This window comes from Polynucleobacter sp. AP-Reno-20A-A9 (genome assembly GCF_018882085.1).
Lineage (GTDB): Bacteria > Pseudomonadota > Gammaproteobacteria > Burkholderiales > Burkholderiaceae > Polynucleobacter.
The window spans coordinates 38422-56423 of sequence record NZ_JACVPB010000009.1 but is presented as its reverse complement, the minus strand read 5'-3'; the positions used below and the strand labels follow the sequence as shown (position 1 = coordinate 56423).

Genomic DNA, 18002 nt, shown 5'->3' with positions numbered 1-18002 from the left:
CAAGTAGGTCTATAGCATTATGAAAAAGTACTTAATTGCGCTCTTGGCTATCTTTGGTCTAGGGCAGGTCGCGTTTATTCCATCTGCCATCGCGCAAAATCCCCGAGTCACGATTCCTGACTTTGCAGATTTGGTTGAGCGCGCTAGTCCGGCTGTTGTAAATATTCGCACTACTGAAAAAGTAGTGGTGCAGCAAGCACAAGGCGGCATTCCTGGGATGCCTGAAGATCAAGCGGAATTCTTCCGCCGTTTCTTTGGTGTACCTATTCCTGGAATTCCAAATAGTCCCAAGCAAGCACAACCCAATCCAGGTAAGCCACAAGAGGCCGATCGCGGCGTAGGCTCTGGTTTCATTATTGAATCCAATGGATTAATTTTGACCAACGCTCACGTTGTTGAAGGCGCCACAACGATCTATGTCACTCTGACTGATAAGCGTGAGTTCAAAGCAAAGTTACTCGGCATGGATAAGCGTACTGATGTTGCAGTTGTAAAAATTGAAGCGCGTGATTTGCCAAAGCTACCTTTAGGTGATTCATCTAGGGTGCGTGTAGGCGAGTGGGTATTGGCGATTGGCTCCCCATTTGGCCTTGAGAATACGGTGACAGCAGGGATTGTGTCGGCAAAGAGTCGTGATACGGGTGACTACTTACCTTTTATTCAGACTGACGTTGCGGTGAATCCTGGAAATTCTGGTGGCCCACTTTTAAATACTGCTGGTCAAGTGATTGGCATCAACTCACAAATCTTTAGTCGCTCTGGCGGCTATATGGGCATCTCCTTTGCGATTCCAATTGATGAGGCAATGCGTGTTGCGGATCAATTACGCACTAATGGCAAGATGACCCGGGGTCGCATTGGTGTTGCTTTGGGTGAGATGACTAAAGAAGTGGCTGAGAGTTTAGGTTTGGGTAAACCTCGTGGCGCTTATGTTCGTAATGTGGAGCCAGGTGGACCAGCAGCGGCTGGTGGTATTGAAGCAGGCGATGTGATCCTCAGCTTTAATGGTCGCGATATTTCTAAATCAACCGACTTACCAAGAGTAGTAGGTGAAACGAAGCCAGGTACTTCAGCACCCTTGCAAGTTTGGCGTAAGGGTGGAGTCCGTGATTTAACGGTTACCGTAACAGATACTGAATCCGGTCAAGTTGCCAACAAGAGGCCTGATACACCTGCAGCCAGCGGCAATGGTGCGAACACCCTCGGAGTTGTTGTGAGTGAGTTATCGGACGCTAAAAAGAAGGATTTAAATATCAAGGGCGGGGTTGAAGTAACTGGCTTAGGTGATGGTCCTTTGGCAAAAGCGGGAATCCGGCCGGGCGACGTCATTATTCGGGTTGCGGATGCCGATATTACGAGTGTTAAGCAATTTGAGGCTCTAGCCAAGGGTTTGGACGTCAATAAGGCCGTTCCGGTCTTTATACGCCGTGCTGACAGCACTTTAGTGGTACCTGTAAGACCTAAATAACCCCTTTTTTGGGCCAAAAAATGGGGTTTAGCGCCTTTTAGGCGCCACCCATTACAATCACTTTAAGACGACTTTTTGCAGCGCATCATCGTGGTGCGTTCTGACAAGGCGTTTTTTGAATGACCTATTAAGACGCTATGGATTTAATCCGCAATTTTTCTATCATCGCCCATATCGATCACGGCAAATCGACGCTTGCCGATCGCATTATTCAACTCTGCGGCGGTCTCTCCGATCGCGAAATGGAAGCCCAAGTTCTTGACTCAATGGATATTGAGCGTGAGCGCGGCATTACCATTAAGGCGCAAACAGCAGCTTTAAATTACAAAGCAAAAGACGGCAAGATTTACAACATCAACCTGATTGATACCCCGGGACACGTTGACTTCTCTTATGAAGTCAGTCGCTCTTTGTCTGCCTGTGAGGGCGCGTTGTTAGTTGTAGATGCCAGTCAGGGTGTTGAGGCGCAAACGGTTGCCAACTGTTATATGGCGCTGGAGTTGGGTGTTGAGGTGGTACCAGTGCTTAACAAGATTGACTTACCCCAAGCTGATCCTGAGCGCGCTAAAAAAGAAATTGAAGACGTCATTGGTATTGACGCTTCTGAGGCAATCACTTGTTCAGCCAAAACAGGCTTGGGCGTGGCAGATGTCATCGAGGAAATGATTGCTCGGGTACCTCCGCCAAAGGGTAACGCAACAGATCCATTGCAAGCCTTAATTATTGATTCCTGGTTTGATAACTATGTAGGTGTTGTCATGTTGGTGCGCGTTGTAAATGGCACCTTAAAGCCAAAAGAAAAAATCACCTTAATGGCCAATGGTTCAAGCCATTTAGTCGAGCATGTCGGCGTGTTTAGCCCCAAGTCAGTAGATCGTCCAGAGCTATCTGCTGGTCAAGTGGGCTTTGTGATTGCCGGCATTAAGGAATTAAAAGCCGCCAAGGTTGGCGACACAGTTACACATACTCCTGGTCAGCAAGGGCGAGTTCCTGCGGCTGAGCCGCTACCAGGCTTTAAAGAAGTGAAGCCCCAAGTTTTTGCTGGTTTATATCCAGTAGAGGCGAGCGAATACGATCAGTTGCGCGAGTCCCTTGAAAAGCTCAAGTTAAATGACGCCTCACTTTTGTATGAGCCTGAGGTTTCGCAGGCTCTCGGTTTTGGATTCCGCTGCGGTTTCTTAGGTTTGTTGCACATGGAGATTGTGCAAGAGCGTTTAGAACGTCAGTACGGCATGAATCTCATCACCACCGCTCCAACGGTGGTGTATCAAGTGGAGCAATCTGACGGCACGCTCATGATGGTGGATAACCCATCGAAGATGCCTGAGGCTAGCAAAATCAATACCATTCTTGAGCCAATTGTGACAGTCAACCTATACATGCCGCAAGAGTATGTGGGAGCGATGATTACCTTGTGTGTTGGCAAGCGCGGTATTCAGATGGATATGAATTACTTAGGTCGTCAGGTCAAGCTCACTTATGAGTTGCCGATGGCTGAAATTGTTTTGGACTTCTTTGACAAAATGAAATCGATCTCACGTGGTTATGCCTCGATGGATTACGAGTTCAAAGAATATCGCCCAGCAGATGTAGTGAAGGTCGACATTCTCATTAATAGTGAGCGGGTGGATGCTCTCTCTGTGATCGTTCACCGCAGTAATAGTCAACATCGCGGTCGCGAAGTGGTTGCTAAGATGCGTGGCATTATTCCCCGTCAAATGTTCGATGTGGCTATTCAGGCGGCGATTGGTAGCAATATCGTTGCGCGTGAAAACGTGAAAGCTTTACGTAAAAACGTATTGGCTAAGTGCTACGGTGGTGACATCTCGCGTAAGCGTAAGTTATTAGAGAAGCAAAAAGAAGGTAAGAAGCGTATGAAGCAAGTAGGTAACGTGGAAATTCCACAAGAAGCCTTCTTGGCAATTCTGCAGGTGGAGGATTAATGAACTTTGCTCTAGTCCTTTTCATCCTGGTGATTGTTTCTGGAATCGCTTGGGTTGCTGACAAATTACACTTTGCCCCACAAAGACGTTTGGCAGGTATTGACCGTATGCCTTTGTGGCTGGAATACACCGCAGGTTTCTTCCCGGTGATTTGTGCGGTATTTGTTTTGCGCTCCTTTATCGCCGAGCCTTTTAAGATCCCTTCTGGCTCAATGATCCCTACATTACAAATCGGCGACTTCATTTTGGTAAATAAATTTACCTATGGAATTCGTTTGCCGGTGCTCAATCAAAAAGTAGTTGACTTGGGTTCGCCTAAGCGTGGTGATGTGGTGGTATTTCGCTACCCACGTGACGAGTCGGTTGACTACATCAAGCGCGTAGTGGCATTGCCAGGTGATGAAATCACTTATGAAAATAAGCGCCTGATTATTAATGGGCAGCCCTTGCAATATAGTGGCGGTGAGCCTTATCTCGATCCTGAGAATATGCGCTATGCCAAGCGTTTCACAGAAACCTTCCCGGCAGATTTGGGTGGTAATCGTCATGACATCCTTAATGATCCAGATCGTCCGGCTACCGTATTTCCGACTGAGCGTTTTCCAGGTTCTGAATTCTGCCAGTATCAACAGTCTGGTGTGACTTGCAAGGTGCCCCCAGGGCATTACTTTGCGATGGGCGATAACCGTGACAACAGCGCAGACTCACGTTACTGGGGCTTTGTGCCGGATAAAAACATTGTCGGTAAGGCCTTCTTTGTTTGGTTGAACCTAGGTAATCTTGGCCGTATTGGCGGATTCGAGTAAATGGTATGAATGCGCGCGCCGTTATCGAAACTGGACCGCTGCAAGAGCGCCTTGGCTATACCTTCAAGAAGCCAGAGCTACTAAATCAAGCGCTAACTCACCGGAGTCATAGCAAGAAAAATAACGAGCGCTTAGAATTCCTGGGTGACTCTATTTTGAATTGCGTTGTTGCTGAAATGCTCTATGAACGCTATTCAGACTTAGATGAGGGCGATCTCTCTCGCGTACGAGCAAATTTAGTAAAGCAACAGGCTTTATATGAGATTGCCCAAACTTTATCCCTATCTGATTACTTGCGCTTAGGCGAAGGCGAGTTAAAGAGTGGTGGCTTCCGCCGTCCCTCAATCCTTGCTGATACCTTAGAAGCAGTCACTGGCGCTATCTTTATGGATGGCGGTTTTGAAGCAGCTAAGGCAAGCTTACGTAAGCTGTATTCCATTATCTTGGCAAACGTAGATCCTAAAACCTTGGGTAAAGACGATAAGACTTTATTGCAAGAGTGTCTACAAGGTTATCAACTGCCGTTGCCTACCTATAACGTTACCGGCACCACTGGTGCTGCGCATAACCAGCAGTTCGAGGTTGAATGCTTAATCCCTAGTCATAAGGTGGCTGTAAAAGGCGAGGGCGCTTCACGTCGTGCTGCTGAGCAAGCGGCGGCGAAGTTGGCTTTGATTGCAATGTTAAAAGCTTTGCCACAAGAATCTCGTAAACCCAAGAAGACTCGGTCGGCCAAGAAGAAGGCGGCCAAAAAAGAAGTGACCGAAGAGCAATTCAATCTTAAGCTGAAGGGCTAATCGTGTTTAGATGCGGCACCATCGCCATTGTTGGGCGTCCTAATATGGGTAAATCAACCCTTCTGAATGCATTAGTTGGTCAGAAGATCAGTATTACCTCTCGCAAGGCGCAAACTACGCGTCATCGTATTTTGGGTATTCAGAATCGCGAAGAAGCGCAGTTCATTTTTATCGATACACCTGGTTTTCAGACACGTTTAATGAATACATTAAACAAAGCACTCAATCGCACTGTCACTACCGCCTTGCAAGACGTCAACGTCGCTTGTTTTGTAGTGGAGGCTGGTTACTTTGGTGAAGACGATAAGAAGGTATTGAAGTTGCTGCCGGATAACTTACCAGTTGTTCTGGTCTTAAATAAGCTGGACTTGTTTAATAGCCGCTTTCAGACTCCATCAGAGCGTGACCAAGCCTTGCTGAGCTTCATTAAAGACATGGCTCGCCCTTGGTGCGAACTAGGTGGGCATGAAGATCAGAAGTGTGAGTTTGCTGAGATCGTGCCGATGAGCGCCAAGAGTCCAGGTGATATTGAAAGATTATTGGATGTCCTTGAGGGTTATCTGCCTGAGGCCGAAGCTGTTTATGATGGTGACACTATTACCGATCGCAGTGAGCGCTTCTTGGCCGCTGAAATTTTGCGTGAAAAAGTCTTCCGTTTCACCGGTGAAGAGTTGCCTTACACCAGCACAGTGGTGATTGATCAATTCAAGATGGATGGCAAGATGCGTCGCATTGCGGCAACTATTCTGGTTGATCGCGATAGCCATAAAGCCATGATCATTGGTCAAAAGGGTGAGCGTCTCAAGAAGATTTCTACAGATGCCCGCATCGATATGGAAAAGCTCTTTGACGGCAAAGTCTTTCTAGAGACCTGGGTCAAGGTTAAGCGCGGCTGGGCAGATGATCGAGCTGAATTGCGGGCTCAAGGTCTGGAATAAATTTCATGGCCTCGATTCGCATTGCTGACGAGCCTGCTTTTGTATTGCATAGCATTCCTTATAAAGAGACCAGCTTAATACTGGATGTCTTTACCCGGCAATATGGCCGTATGGCTTTGATTGCTAAGGGCGCTAAGCGTCCACACTCAACACTAAGACCGGTATTGCAGCGCTTCCAGCCGCTCCTCGTTTCTTGGAGTGGTAAATCAGAGCTGCGCACCTTAACCAAGTCAGAGTGGGTAGGCGGCATGCCTTCTTTGGTTGGCGATGCCTTGCTCTGCGGCTTTTATCTCAATGAATTGCTTGTCAAATTCTTGGCGCGTGAAGATGATTACGAAAAACTCTACGATCGCTATGCCCAGACCATAAATGCTTTATCGAATCTAGAGTTTGAATCCAAGGGTTTAGAAGAGATTCTGCGACCATTTGAGTTATCGCTCTTGCAGGAGACGGGTTATGCTGCTGCTTTGGATCATTGCGTCGAAACTAATGAGGTACCCCTGGCTCAAGAGCAATACGTCTATCAACCGGAGCGGGGTGTTCGCCCAGTTCAAGTGGATGATCCAGGGCATTGGCCGGTTCTCACTGGTAAATCTCTTTTAGCGATTGCGGCGGGGGATTTCTCTGATCCCGAGACATTGTCTGAGAGTAAGCAATTGATGCGCTTTCTGCTTGGCCTGCATTTACAGGATCAAGTCTTAACGACTCGCCAAATTTTGATTGATTTGAAGAAAATCTAGTAATCTACACAGATGAGTAGCCCCCAAACCCTTGAGCTGGGTATCAATATCGATCACGTTGCCACTTTGCGTAATGCACGTGGCACGGTCTATCCCGACCCATTGAGGGCTGCAGCCTTGGCCGAAGAAGCAGGCGCAGATCTTATTACCCTGCATTTAAGAGAAGATCGGCGACATATTAAAGATGCCGACTTACTGGCGCTACGCCCACTAATTAAAACCCGCATGAATTTAGAGTGTGCAGTGACACCCGAAATGATTGATATCGCATGCAAGGTTAAACCACACGATGTGTGCCTAGTTCCGGAGAAGCGTGAGGAAGTTACGACAGAGGGTGGCTTAGATGTCTTAGGACATTTTGATGTTGTTAAGGCGGCAACAAAGAAATTAATTGATGCTGGCATTCGGGTATCTCTATTTATTGATCCAGAAGAAAAACAAATCCAAGCAGCTAAAGAAGTTGGTGCAACCGTAGTGGAATTGCATACCGGTCGTTACGCTGATCTATCTGGTGCTGATCAAGCAAAAGAATTAGAGCGCATTCGTAAGGCCGCGATATTTGGAAAAAGTCTCGGTTTGAGGGTGAATGCGGGTCATGGCTTACATGAAGGTAATGTCAAACCAGTAGCTGCCATTACTGAATTATCTGAACTCAATATTGGCCATGCGATTGTTGCTGAAGCCTTATTTAAAGGTTGGCAAAAAGCAATCATCGACATGAAAGCCTTGATGAATCAGGGTCGGGAAAACTCTTAAGAGTTAATAAAAAACTATTCACATCAATATGATCATCGGCATCGGCACAGACATTCTGCAGATTGAGCGCTTACAGGCGGCTTACGATCGCACTAATGGCCGTCTAGCTGAAAAAATTCTGGGACCAGATGAGATGTTGGTATTTAAACATCGCCTTGCCAGAAACCATAAGCGCGGTATTGCATTCTTGGCTACGCGTTTTGCGGCAAAAGAAGCTTTCTCAAAAGCGATTGGACTTGGCATGAGAATGCCAATGACTTGGCGTTCACTTCAAACCTTAAATGAGCCTAGCGGCAAACCAATCACTTCTTACTTGGGAGCTTTGGCGCAATTTATGCAGGAAAAAAATTGGGAAGCTCACGTCACTGTAAGTGATGAGCGGGATATGGCAATTGCACATGTCATCGTTACTCAAAAGTAAATAAAAAATAAAGTTGAAATAGAGGAAGAAATGAGCAAGTCAACAATGGCCCCTGGCCCAGTCACTTTAGATGTAGTTGGCCTGGAATTAAATGCGGAAGATCGCCGCCGCATCTTGCATCCACTGACTGGTGGCGTCATTTTATTTGGCAGAAACTTTGCCAATCGTCAGCAACTCACCAAATTGACCGCTGCCATTAAGAAGCTACGTCCCGATGTCCTAATATCAATTGATCATGAGGGTGGTCGAGTGCAGCGCGCTAAGACCGACGGCTTTACCCATCTACCAGCAATGCGCAAATTGGGTGATTTGTGGAGCGCTAAAAATAAATCAACTCACGCCGCAGAATCTGCTGCTATCGCAATGGCTGCAGCAACAGCTTGTGGATATGTGCTTGCTGCTGAGTTACGTGCTTGTGGTGTTGACTTCAGTTTTACCCCTGTACTGGATTTAGATTTTGGTCGCAGCGGTGTGATTGGAGATCGATCTTTTAGTCGCGATCCACAAATAGTCTTTGCTTTATCGAAGAGCTTGAATGAAGGTTTGCGTCTCGCAGGAATGGCCAACTGTGGCAAACACTTTCCAGGACATGGCTGGGCTGAGGCGGATTCGCATGTAGCCATTCCGGTGGATGAACGTTCTTTAAAAGAAATCTTGAATGATGATGCTAAGCCTTATGAGTGGTTGGATTTGAGCTTGGCTTCAGTCATGCCGGCACATGTGATTTATCCAAAGGTGGATAAGAATCCGGCGGGATTTTCGAAGGTTTGGCTCCACTCCATTCTGCGTCAAGAATTGGGCTTTGAAGGGGTGATCTTCAGTGATGACCTATCTATGGAGGGCGCAAGTGTCGCTGGATCGGTGGTGAAGGGTGCGGAAATGGCCCTAGATGCTGGTTGCGATGCAGTATTAATCTGTAATCGACCAGACCTTGCAGACCAGCTTTTAAGTAAGTTAAAGGTATCAAAAGCGAAGCAGGAAGAGTCAAAAGTGCGGTTAAATAAGCTAATGCCGACTGCGCTTGAATTAAGTTGGGAAGAATTACAAAATGAAGCCGAGTACCAGCATGCCAAAGGGTTGCTAGAGCAGTTGAACTTAATTTAAGAATAATTATTTAAGGGGCTCAATATGAAGAAAAATTTATTTGCATTGTCTTTATTAGCAACATCTACCCTTGTGTTTAGTGCTGGAGATGTGCATTGGGGTTACCAAGGAAAAGACGGACCTGATAACTGGGGGAATCTCAATCAAGAGTTCGCCACTTGTAAGTTAGGTCAACAACAAGCGCCAATTGATATTCCTACAAAGTCTGCCGCTAAAGCAACTGCGCCAATTAAGATTAATTACAAAGCTTCCTCTGGCGAGATTATCAATAATGGGCACACGATTCAGGTAGCACTACCTGATGCTGGTGGCGCCAATCTCTCAGGTGTTGATTACCAATTTTTGCAGATGCACTTCCATAGTCCTGGCGAAGAGAAGGTGGATGGTCAATCCTATCCATTTAATGCCCATATAGTTCATAAGAGTGCCGATGGTAAGTTGGCAGTTATTGGCGTCTTCTTTAAAGAGGGCGCTGAGAATGCCGCCCTGAAAGATGTCTTCGCTCAGATGCCTAGTAAAGAGGGCAAGGCAGCCCTGAAAGGTAAGTTGGATCCAGTTGGTCTGCTGCCAAAATCCCTTGCCTACTATAGCTATGCAGGGTCTTTAACAACCCCGCCATGCAGTGAGGGCGTCACCTTTTACATTCTGAAGAGTCCAATGGAAATGTCTAAAGCACAGTTGGAGCAGTTTAAGAAGCTCTATCCAATGAACGCGCGCCCCACATTCCCGCTAAATGGTCGAAAAGTAACTGAAACTAACTAATGTAGGTTGGTTAATTGAGTTGCTCGTAGAGATTTGGCAATAAAAAAGCCCGGCATGCCGGGCTTTTTAACATCTGTAACTTGCTAATTAGTTAGCGCGGCTACGGTATTCGCCGGTGCGAGTATCGATCTCGATCTTGTCGCCAGTGTTGCAGAACAATGGAACTTGTAATTCATAGCCAGTTGCCAGTTTTGCGTTTTTCAATACCTTGCCTGAGCTGGTATCACCTTTAACTGCTGGCTCTGTGTAAATGATTTCACGAACCAATGAGTTAGGCATTGCTACTGAGAGTGCTTTACCTTCGTAGAACACCACTTCGCATGGCATGCTTTCTTCGAGGTAGTTCAATGCATCACCCATGAACTCGGCTTCCACTTCATACTGGTTGTATTCAGTATCCATAAATACATACATTGGATCTGCGAAATAAGAATAAGTACATTCTTTCTTATCGAGAATCACAACATCAAACTTGTCATCCGCTTTGTAAACGCCTTCGTTCGGCGCGCCAGTTAACAAATTCTTAAATTTCATTTTCACAACAGAGGAGTTGCGGCCAGAGCGGCTATATTCGGCCTTTAAAACGACCTGGGCATCAGTACCAATCATGACTACGTTACCAACGCGGAGTTCTTGTGCTGTTTTCATCTTGCTATTCCTGGGAGCAGAGCTAATTTTCTGCGGTTTTTATCAAAAACAAGATTGTAACCGCCCGCAAGCCTTTATTGCTTGGGATCAGGCGACAAAGCGGATTAAACGTGCTGGCAAGCCACCATCCGCTTGTTTTTTAAGTAAATGGGCGCGCCAACGCTTGGCATGCGCATTCCATCTGTTTAAGTCGCCAAACCATGTGCTAGGCATTGCCCAGGTCATGGCGGCTATCGCAGCTAACCTCATCTCTTGGCTAGCCTCTTCCAGGTAGAGGTCCAGAAAAGCCGCTAATTTCACCTCATGGGCACGATCTTCTTGTGGATAGATATGCCAAATGAATGGTTTTCCCGCAAGCTGAGCGCGTACAAAAGAGTCTTCTCCTCGCACAATATTGAAGTCGCATTGCGACAGTACCCAGTCATATTCATCTTGAGATACAAAAGGCATCGAGAGCAACTGGAGATTATTGGGCAGGGAGATCGGTTGCTCCCCATAAAGACTGAGTTGCTCAGCATGGCCATGGGCAAGTAAGACATCAATCTCTTCACCAAGACGACCTAAGTCATCTAACCATTTTTTCAGGGGGGCGCCGGGGTAGCAAAAAACACTGATTCTTTTTGCGCCAGCACGCAACTTGGACCATATAGCCTGCAGATCACCAGGAATATTTTTTGCAACAAGATGACCTTCTGCTGGAATGGGGCCCAGCAATAGTCCGCCTACTTCATCCTGAAAGCCGGGGAAGAAAAAATATTTCGGAATGCCGTGTGATTGAGGTGACGCTTTCCCATGAAAATCGATCACCCAGGGCTCAGCGCTCAAGTATTCCAAGTTAATGATGATGGGTTTAACGGGTGCAATGAAGATGCCTGCTAAGTAGCGTTCTGGCAATTCACAGCCAAAGGACTCAATGACAACATCGGGTATTTGCACTGGATGACGAGCATTAGTATGGCTAGCCTCCCATGGCTGCATATCAATTTTTTGCTTAATGGACGGATCCACTCCTGATGCGAGTAAATTAAGGGTTGGCAGGTCATCGCAAAAAATGCGGACCTCTTGCCCATGAATGCTTGATAAGCTTCGGGCTAGACGCCAGCAAACACCGGCATCACCATAGTTATCGACGATTTGGCAGAAAATATCCCAACGCATGAGTAATTCGCTTTTCGAAACCCTTCAGCAGGATGTTAAACGGCTACCCGGATTGCCGGGGGTATATCGCTTTTTTGATGAAGCGGGACATATTCTGTATGTAGGCAAAGCTCGCAACCTCAAAAAGCGTGTCTCTAGTTATTTTCAGCGCACCCAGTTGTCACCGCGTATTGAACTGATGGTGGGCAAAATTGCCCGCTATGAGACAACGGTAACACGGACTGAAACTGAAGCCCTCATTCTAGAGAACAATCTCATTAAAGAGTTGGCCCCACCATTCAACATTCTCTTCCGTGATGATAAGTCCTATCCCTATGTGATGTTAACGGGGCACCAGTTTCCAAGATTGGCCTCATATCGCGGCAAGGTGGATAAGCGTAATCATTACTTTGGCCCATTTCCTAATAGTTGGGCAGTGCGCAATAGCGTGCAGATTCTTCAAAAAGTATTCCGACTAAGAACTTGTGAAGATTCTGTTTTCAAGAATCGCAGTCGTCCTTGCCTATTGCATCAGATTCATCGCTGTAGCGCTCCTTGTGTTGGGCGCCTCAGCGCCCTGCAGTACGGGCAAGATGTTGCTCAAGCTACCCGATTTTTAAAGGGCGATCACAGTCGAGTGTTATCCGAGCTTGAAAAAGAAATGCACAAGCATAGCGAAGCAATGGAGTTTGAGATGGCTGCGGTATTGCGCGATCGCATTGCAGACTTATCTAGTGTGCTGCAACAGCAAGCAATGGATACCGTTGCCGAAGGTGAGGGTGATGTAGATGTTATTGCAGTAGCGCAAATGGAGGGTATGGTTTGCGTGAACTTAGCAATGATTCGTGGTGGGCGTCACCTAGGCGATAGAGCCTATTTCCCCAAAGGTTTGCGCTCCAACTCCGGTGAGCTGCCATCCCCAGCAGAAATACTGGAAGCCTTTATTACTCAGCATTATTTGGAAGAGCATGCGGATGACACTGCTGCGAATTTAATTCCACCAGTACTCGTTCTAAATCATGCCCTTCAATCGGCAAGTGATGACCTGACTCAATTAAATGAATCTCCCCCAGAAGATTTGCACGAGCTATTGAATGCACAAGCTGGCAGAAAAATTACCTTCTTGCATCAACCTCAAGGTCAGAGACGCCACTGGCTTGGGATGGCAGAAGGTAATGCCAAAATTGCTTTGACCAAGCGTTTGGTTGAGACGGGCGGGCAGTTAGCTAGGGCGCGTGCATTGGCGGATATCTTAAGTCTCGAATTGGAAAGTCTTGAGCAGTTGCGCATTGAATGTTTTGATATTAGCCATACTTCTGGTGAAGCAACCCAAGCATCTTGTGTGGTGTACAGCAAGAATGCCATGCAGTCGAGCGAATATCGACGCTTCAATATCAACGACATCACACCAGGCGATGATTACGCAGCAATGCGCCAGGTCTTGCAGAGACGCTATGCCAACTTTCAAGAATTGCCTGTAGAAAAGATTCCTCAAGTGATTTTGATTGATGGCGGTAAAGGCCAGGTAGAAATGGCGCGTCAGGTACTTTCCGAATTTGGAATGGATATCGGTTTGATTGTGGGTGTTGCTAAGGGTGAAGGTCGTAAGGTTGGACTGGAAACACTTATTTTTGCGGATGGACGTAAGCCTTTGGAGTTGGGTATTGATAGTGCGGCCTTGCTATTAGTAGCCCAGATACGAGATGAGGCGCACCGCTTCGCCATTACCGGCATGCGTGCTAAACGGGCTAAGGCTAGGACAATCTCCCGTCTAGAGGAGATTGAGGGCATTGGTGCCAAGCGTCGTCAAAAGTTATTGGCTCGCTTTGGGGGCTTAAAAGGCGTCGCCAATGCCAGCATTGAAGAGATTGCTAGCGTAGAGGGCGTATCTGTAACGCTCGCTGAGCAGATATATCGTCAGCTTCACTAGGAGCATTGACCGTTCTTGGTTTATGCTTATCGAATGCCTTTTAATTTACCAATCGCCCTAACCTGGTTGCGTGTTGCAGCCATTCCGTTGTTGGTAGCCATTTTTTATCTTCCCAATTCCTGGCTCACTCCGTTTGATAAGAATCTGATTGCAGCAATCATCTTTATCTCTGCTGCCATTACCGATTGGTTAGATGGTTTCTTGGCCCGCCGCTTAAAACAAGAATCTGCATTTGGTCAGTTCTTGGATCCTGTGGCAGACAAGCTGATTGTTGCTGCCGCATTATTGGTTTTGTTGAACATGGATCGCGTCCAAGTTTGGGTTGCACTCATTATTATTGGTCGTGAAATCACAATCTCCGCTCTAAGAGAGTGGATGGCTTTATTGGGAGCCGGGAAAAGTGTGGCAGTTCATATGGTTGGTAAGCTCAAAACGACTGCTCAGCTGGTCGCCATTCCCTTTTTATTGCTTAATGACACCTTATTTGGCTGGTTGAATTGTGCGCAATTAGGTACTTGGTTGATTTGGATTGCCTCTTTTTTAACGCTTTGGTCGATGTTCTATTACATGAAAAAGGCCTTACCTCAGCTCGCTGGAAAAATAGATTAAGCGTTGCAAAGCCCAGCCAGTTAGGCCTTTCTGGGCAAATCTATTCCCTTGCTTCTGAGGTTTTACAAGTAATAATGCTTTCTTCGCGATTGTTTGTTAAACTATCGCCCTGTTATGCGGGAATAGCTCAGCTGGTAGAGCGATACCTTGCCAAGGTATAGGTCGGGAGTTCGAACCTCCTTTCCCGCTCCAAGTTCGATGGGAAGCCCTCAAAAGCTTCCCATTTTTGATTCAAGAGTATGGCGCGTTGGCCGAGTGGTTAGGCAGGAGCCTGCAAAGCTTCGTACGGGGGTTCGATTCCCTCACGCGCCTCCAGTAATTTGTCTTGACGAATTAGGTGCATCACCTAAAATACTTTTAACTATCGTAAGTAAAAAGCGTCAACTACTTTAATCAAATAAAAAACAGATGATTACATTTCAAACTCTCAAAGTCAGCGCCCTCGCATTATTTTTGGCAGCGCTCTTAGGTGCATGCGCTAGTTCAGGAGATTCCCCTACCGGCACAGCGGAAGAGATTCAGGAAGTGCAATCACAACTTTTGGGTGATATGCCTTTGCCGCAAGGTGCGCGTCTGTCTGGTGGCGATTCCATCATCATTGGCCGTGGCAATGAGTGGGTTGGTAGAGCGGTTGTGAATGCGCTGCAAGGCGCAACGGATGTCTATGCATTTTTCCAGTCAGAATATCCAAAGGGCGGCTGGACTACTGTTACTGCTGTAAAAGCAAAGACGAGTATTTTAGTTTTCACTAAAGGCGACAGAACTGCTACCGTTGAAATCGTTGATGGATCTCTCGGCGGTCCTAAGTCAGTCATCATCGTGACGTCTTCACCAAAGAATGCAAACGTAGTTGCTCCAACTCGTAAGTAACTTGACCGAGTAAAGTAGTAAATAAAAAAGGCCTCTTGTAAGAGGCCTTTTGCTTGAGTGGCTCTAGTCTAGAGCCCTTCAGCCCTAATCAAGCCAACCGCTTGACCTTCAATGGCAAAGTTGGGTTGACGATCATCCACCAAAATGTTTTTGAAGTCTGGGTTCTCTGCTTGCAGTTCGATGACCATGCCGCTCGCAGTTTTCTTTTGCTGCCAACGCTTCACTGTCACTTCATCATCAAGACGAGCTACAACGATGTCACCATTGCGAACTTCAGTCGTCTTTCTGACGGCTAAATAATCACCATCTAGAATGCCGGCATCGCGCATGCTCATGCCTTTTACTTTTAATAAGTAATCAGCACCTTTACTAAATAAATTTGGATCAACTGGAACATGCTTTTCAATATGTTCCACAGCCATGATTGGGGATCCAGCGGCAACACGACCAATTAATGGCAATGTGAGTTGTTGTAATGCGCCTGACGGTAAAGAAAGCTGGCGATATTTATTGCTATTGTGTGATTGATTAAATCGTTGCGGAATCCGAATGCCGCGTGAAGTGCCAGGCGTTAATTCGATATAACCTTTTTTGGCAAGTGCGCGCAAATGTTCTTCGGCAGCGTTGGCAGAAGCAAATCCAAGTTGAGTAGCTATCTCTGCACGAGTTGGCGGTAGACCGCTCTCGTCGATGGCTTTAGTAATCAACTCCAAAATCTCATTCTGGCGTGGAGTGAGCTTGGGGAGGGCAGTCAGCTCCTCCGGAAAATCGACTGTGTTTATGTCCATACTGGGATTGTATACAGCAGTATTTGATAGATCAAGCTATTTAAAGGAGATAATGGGGTATGAGCTCTCAACAAAATACTCCTGAAACTTCACCCCATATTTTGGTGTTGGGTATGGGTGGCACGATTGCTGGTTTGGCGCCGAGCCCGGCTGATAAGCCCATGCAATATGAAGCTGGCCAGGTCGAAGTTGCCTCTTTGCTTTCCCATATTCAGTCCGCTATTCCTGAAGGCGTTAGCTTGGTTTCAAGGCAGGTTGCCAATATCAATAGCCGTAATCTGACAGAGCCCTTGTTAACAACATTGGGTGAAACCGTGAGGGAGGCCCTTGCTAATACCTTGGTTAAAGGCGTAGTGGTCACTCACGGAACTGACACGATTGAAGAAACGGGCGTCTTTTTACAGTTGACTTGTGGAAAATATGCTCAAAATTTAGGCAAAAGAGTCATTTTGACGGGGGCCATGTTGCCAGCAAATGCCCCTAAGGCGGATGGCCCATCCAATTTACTGGACGCTATTCGTTGGGCTTCTACCCCAATAGATAACTGCCCAGGCGGTGTTTATGCCGTCATGGATGGTAGGGGCTGTTTGGCGATGGATCTGGCAAAACGCCACGGTAGCGCCCTTAATGCACCCATCCAGGCCTCTCCCAGTAGCTCGGTTGGGCTAATTAACCCATCCTGGCTGTCAGGCGTGAAGGCGGTTCAGGCCCTTTGGAATGAAGATTTGCCAATTCCTAAAGAGGGTGAGTGGCCTTGGGTAGAGATATTAACTAGTCATGCAGGTGCTCGCTCAGAAACGATTACCCATTGGCTGAACTCCAAAGTAAAAGGCTTGGTCCTTGCGGGTTCTGGCATGGGGGGCTTTCATGATGCTTGGAGGGAGTCCCTTGGTGCCGCGGTAAAGCATGGAATTGCTCTGGTGAGAACTACCAGAACCGGCGCGGGTGAAACCTTGCCCGATTTGCCTGAAAAGGACATTGGTGGGTGTTTGGCATCGGGCAGTCTTACTGCTCCTAGGGCAAGAATTGCACTCCAGCTAGCGCTGAATGCCGAAAAACAGGCCCAAGTAGCCGGTAAATCCCTGACTTGGCAGGATTTTTTTGCTAGAATAGCGGTCTTGCCTGTAATCCGGTAAGTGCTGAAAAGCAGCTGTAAAAGTGTTGTAAGCAGTACCTACAATTTGTTACTACCTTGTCACACTGGCGCTGAGTTCACAACCATCAGAACTTAGCAAGACGCCCAGGTGACTCAATCCTTAAGGAGTGTTAGATGCGTCATTATGAAATCGTCTTTATCGTCCATCCGGACCAAAGCGAGCAAGTGCCAGCGATGATCGATCGTTACAAAGCTACATTAGCAGCTGCGGGCGGCAAAATTCATCGCATGGAAGACTGGGGTCGTCGTCAGATGGCTTACATGATCGACAAGCTTGCTAAAGCCCATTACGTTTGCATGAATATTGAGTGCGACCAGAAAACTCTGGAAGAGCTCGAGCATGCGTTCAAATTTAACGATGCTGTTTTGCGTCACCTCATCATCAAGACTAAGAAAGCTGAAACAGAGCCTTCCATCATGATGAAAGAAGTGCAACGTGAAGAAGCGCGTAAATCTGCTCAAGCCGACGCTCCTGTAGCGACAGCCTAAGTTAGAAATTTGAAGAGGAATACACAGACTAGAAAACGTATCAGAGTGACGGAGCGGCGTTGAATCATTTCACCCTCACTGCAATCTTGGTATCTAAAGACGCGATTCGATTTACACCAGCAGGAATACCGGTGATGCATTGCCAGCTAGAACATAGTGGCCAAGCAAACGAGGTAGGAGTGGCAAGGAAAATTCAGATGAACGTTGAAGCCATCACAATCGGTCCCATACAAAAGGACTTAGAGCGAATGGATTTAGGAGCTGAGGCAGTGTTTGAGGGATTCTTAGCACCCAAGACTCTACGTAATCAAAGACTTGTTTTCCACATTACCAATATTCAATTGAAAAATTAAAGAGGAAATCATCATGGCGTTTGGAAAGAAACCCGATTTCAAAAAGAAACCAGCTCAGAACCCATTGTTCAAGCGTAAGCGTTATTGCCGTTTCACTGTTGCTGGCGTAGAACAGATTGATTACAAAGATGTAGATACATTGAAGGACTTCATTGGCGAGAACGCCAAGATCACTCCTGCTCGTTTGACAGGCACAAAAGCAAAGTATCAGCGTCAGTTAGACACTGCTATCAAGCGTGCTCGTTACTTGGCTTTATTGCCATTCTCCGATCAACATAAGAAATAAT

At 46.8% G+C, this 18002-nt stretch carries 20 protein-coding genes and 2 tRNA genes; 19 read left to right on the top strand and 3 right to left on the bottom strand.

Annotated elements, in window-relative coordinates; all coding sequences use genetic code 11:
• The first annotated feature begins 19 nt into the window (after window positions 1-19).
• The 10 genes from ICN39_RS08720 (at window position 20) to ICN39_RS08675 (ending at window position 9735) form a co-directional block, all read left to right on the top strand.
• Window positions 20-1468 (top strand): DegQ family serine endoprotease, encoded by a 1449-nt coding sequence (locus ICN39_RS08720; protein ID WP_216233656.1) that lies wholly within the window; start codon window positions 20-22, stop codon window positions 1466-1468.
• Window positions 1469-1605: 137 nt separating this feature from the next.
• The gene (gene lepA, locus ICN39_RS08715; protein WP_216233655.1) at window positions 1606-3411 is read left to right on the top strand and encodes a translation elongation factor 4; all 1806 of its coding nucleotides are present in this window, start codon (window positions 1606-1608) and stop codon (window positions 3409-3411) included.
• Complete coding sequence (lepB, locus tag ICN39_RS08710; protein WP_216233654.1) at window positions 3411-4217, top strand: signal peptidase I; 807 nt, start codon at window positions 3411-3413, stop codon at window positions 4215-4217. The genes lepA and lepB overlap by 1 nt, the downstream gene beginning before the upstream one ends.
• Before the next feature lie 5 nt (window positions 4218-4222).
• Complete coding sequence (gene rnc, locus ICN39_RS08705; RefSeq protein ID WP_072583134.1) at window positions 4223-5014, top strand: ribonuclease III; 792 nt, start codon at window positions 4223-4225, stop codon at window positions 5012-5014.
• Window positions 5015-5058: 44 nt separating this feature from the next.
• The gene (gene era / locus ICN39_RS08700) at window positions 5059-5952 is read left to right on the top strand and encodes a GTPase Era (protein WP_216861027.1); all 894 of its coding nucleotides are present in this window, start codon (window positions 5059-5061) and stop codon (window positions 5950-5952) included.
• Between the two features lie 5 nt (window positions 5953-5957).
• The gene (gene recO / locus ICN39_RS08695) at window positions 5958-6692 is read left to right on the top strand and encodes a DNA repair protein RecO (protein WP_216233652.1); all 735 of its coding nucleotides are present in this window, start codon (window positions 5958-5960) and stop codon (window positions 6690-6692) included.
• Between the two features lie 12 nt (window positions 6693-6704).
• Complete coding sequence (gene pdxJ / locus ICN39_RS08690; protein ID WP_216233651.1) at window positions 6705-7448, top strand: pyridoxine 5'-phosphate synthase; 744 nt, start codon at window positions 6705-6707, stop codon at window positions 7446-7448.
• A 28-nt stretch (window positions 7449-7476) separates the two neighbouring features.
• Entirely contained in the window at window positions 7477-7869 is a 393-nt protein-coding gene (acpS, locus tag ICN39_RS08685) for a holo-ACP synthase (protein ID WP_216233650.1), read from the top strand.
• Window positions 7870-7899: 30 nt separating this feature from the next.
• On the top strand, window positions 7900-8973 hold the full coding sequence (nagZ, locus tag ICN39_RS08680) for a beta-N-acetylhexosaminidase (protein WP_216233649.1): 1074 nt from the start codon (window positions 7900-7902) through the stop codon (window positions 8971-8973).
• Window positions 8974-8997: 24 nt separating this feature from the next.
• Entirely contained in the window at window positions 8998-9735 is a 738-nt protein-coding gene (locus ICN39_RS08675; RefSeq protein WP_216233648.1) for a carbonic anhydrase, read from the top strand.
• A gap of 87 nt (window positions 9736-9822) precedes the next feature.
• Here ICN39_RS08675 and efp read toward each other — a convergent pair whose 3' ends face one another.
• Window positions 9823-10383, bottom strand: coding sequence for an elongation factor P (gene efp / locus ICN39_RS08670; RefSeq protein WP_072583128.1), 561 nt, complete (start codon window positions 10381-10383; stop codon window positions 9823-9825).
• An 87-nt stretch (window positions 10384-10470) separates the two neighbouring features.
• Entirely contained in the window at window positions 10471-11541 is a 1071-nt protein-coding gene (gene earP, locus ICN39_RS08665; protein ID WP_216233647.1) for an elongation factor P maturation arginine rhamnosyltransferase EarP, read from the bottom strand.
• Between earP and uvrC the strand changes: the two genes are divergently transcribed.
• From uvrC to ICN39_RS08640, 5 genes are all read left to right on the top strand, one after another.
• Complete coding sequence (uvrC, locus tag ICN39_RS08660; RefSeq protein ID WP_216233646.1) at window positions 11540-13450, top strand: excinuclease ABC subunit UvrC; 1911 nt, start codon at window positions 11540-11542, stop codon at window positions 13448-13450. The genes earP and uvrC overlap by 2 nt on opposite strands.
• Window positions 13451-13483: 33 nt before the next feature.
• Window positions 13484-14059: a CDP-diacylglycerol--glycerol-3-phosphate 3-phosphatidyltransferase gene (gene pgsA / locus ICN39_RS08655; RefSeq protein ID WP_216233645.1), complete on the top strand. Its 576-nt coding sequence runs from the start codon at window positions 13484-13486 to the stop codon at window positions 14057-14059.
• A gap of 116 nt (window positions 14060-14175) precedes the next feature.
• Window positions 14176-14251, top strand: a tRNA-Gly gene (locus ICN39_RS08650).
• A gap of 49 nt (window positions 14252-14300) precedes the next feature.
• Window positions 14301-14374: transfer RNA gene (locus tag ICN39_RS08645), tRNA-Cys, on the top strand.
• 93 nt (window positions 14375-14467) lie between these two features.
• Window positions 14468-14929, top strand: coding sequence for a hypothetical protein (locus ICN39_RS08640; protein WP_216233644.1), 462 nt, complete (start codon window positions 14468-14470; stop codon window positions 14927-14929).
• Window positions 14930-14997: 68 nt separating this feature from the next.
• On the opposite strand, the gene lexA is transcribed toward ICN39_RS08640, so the two are convergent.
• Window positions 14998-15717, bottom strand: a complete 720-nt coding sequence (gene lexA / locus ICN39_RS08635; RefSeq protein WP_216233643.1) for a transcriptional repressor LexA — start codon at window positions 15715-15717, stop codon at window positions 14998-15000.
• A gap of 59 nt (window positions 15718-15776) precedes the next feature.
• On the opposite strand from lexA, the gene ICN39_RS08630 reads away from it, so the two are divergent.
• From ICN39_RS08630 to rpsR, 4 genes are all read left to right on the top strand, one after another.
• On the top strand, window positions 15777-16853 hold the full coding sequence (locus tag ICN39_RS08630) for an asparaginase (protein ID WP_216233642.1): 1077 nt from the start codon (window positions 15777-15779) through the stop codon (window positions 16851-16853).
• Between the two features lie 134 nt (window positions 16854-16987).
• On the top strand, window positions 16988-17362 hold the full coding sequence (gene rpsF, locus ICN39_RS08625; RefSeq protein WP_072583121.1) for a 30S ribosomal protein S6: 375 nt from the start codon (window positions 16988-16990) through the stop codon (window positions 17360-17362).
• 59 nt (window positions 17363-17421) lie between these two features.
• The gene (priB, locus tag ICN39_RS08620; protein WP_216233641.1) at window positions 17422-17715 is read left to right on the top strand and encodes a primosomal replication protein N; all 294 of its coding nucleotides are present in this window, start codon (window positions 17422-17424) and stop codon (window positions 17713-17715) included.
• A 13-nt stretch (window positions 17716-17728) separates the two neighbouring features.
• A complete protein-coding gene (rpsR, locus tag ICN39_RS08615; RefSeq protein WP_011902267.1) occupies window positions 17729-18001 on the top strand; it encodes a 30S ribosomal protein S18 in 273 nt (90 codons plus the stop codon).
• Window position 18002: the final 1 nt, after the last annotated feature.

Coding starts and splice junctions, on each gene's coding strand:
- rnc (WP_072583134.1), top strand. CDS start 4,223: ATGAATGCGCGCGCCGTTATCGAAACTGGACCGCTGCAAGAGCGCCTT.
- efp (WP_072583128.1), bottom strand. CDS start 10,383: ATGAAAACAGCACAAGAACTCCGCGTTGGTAACGTAGTCATGATTGGT.
- nagZ (WP_216233649.1), top strand. CDS start 7,900: ATGAGCAAGTCAACAATGGCCCCTGGCCCAGTCACTTTAGATGTAGTT.
- recO (WP_216233652.1), top strand. CDS start 5,958: ATGGCCTCGATTCGCATTGCTGACGAGCCTGCTTTTGTATTGCATAGC.
- pdxJ (WP_216233651.1), top strand. CDS start 6,705: ATGAGTAGCCCCCAAACCCTTGAGCTGGGTATCAATATCGATCACGTT.
- pgsA (WP_216233645.1), top strand. CDS start 13,484: ATGCCTTTTAATTTACCAATCGCCCTAACCTGGTTGCGTGTTGCAGCC.
- uvrC (WP_216233646.1), top strand. CDS start 11,540: ATGAGTAATTCGCTTTTCGAAACCCTTCAGCAGGATGTTAAACGGCTA.
- rpsR (WP_011902267.1), top strand. CDS start 17,729: ATGGCGTTTGGAAAGAAACCCGATTTCAAAAAGAAACCAGCTCAGAAC.
- earP (WP_216233647.1), bottom strand. CDS start 11,541: ATGCGTTGGGATATTTTCTGCCAAATCGTCGATAACTATGGTGATGCC.
- lepB (WP_216233654.1), top strand. CDS start 3,411: ATGAACTTTGCTCTAGTCCTTTTCATCCTGGTGATTGTTTCTGGAATC.
- ICN39_RS08640 (WP_216233644.1), top strand. CDS start 14,468: ATGATTACATTTCAAACTCTCAAAGTCAGCGCCCTCGCATTATTTTTG.
- ICN39_RS08630 (WP_216233642.1), top strand. CDS start 15,777: ATGAGCTCTCAACAAAATACTCCTGAAACTTCACCCCATATTTTGGTG.
- ICN39_RS08720 (WP_216233656.1), top strand. CDS start 20: ATGAAAAAGTACTTAATTGCGCTCTTGGCTATCTTTGGTCTAGGGCAG.
- era (WP_216861027.1), top strand. CDS start 5,059: ATGGGTAAATCAACCCTTCTGAATGCATTAGTTGGTCAGAAGATCAGT.
- lexA (WP_216233643.1), bottom strand. CDS start 15,717: ATGGACATAAACACAGTCGATTTTCCGGAGGAGCTGACTGCCCTCCCC.
- lepA (WP_216233655.1), top strand. CDS start 1,606: ATGGATTTAATCCGCAATTTTTCTATCATCGCCCATATCGATCACGGC.
- rpsF (WP_072583121.1), top strand. CDS start 16,988: ATGCGTCATTATGAAATCGTCTTTATCGTCCATCCGGACCAAAGCGAG.
- ICN39_RS08675 (WP_216233648.1), top strand. CDS start 8,998: ATGAAGAAAAATTTATTTGCATTGTCTTTATTAGCAACATCTACCCTT.
- acpS (WP_216233650.1), top strand. CDS start 7,477: ATGATCATCGGCATCGGCACAGACATTCTGCAGATTGAGCGCTTACAG.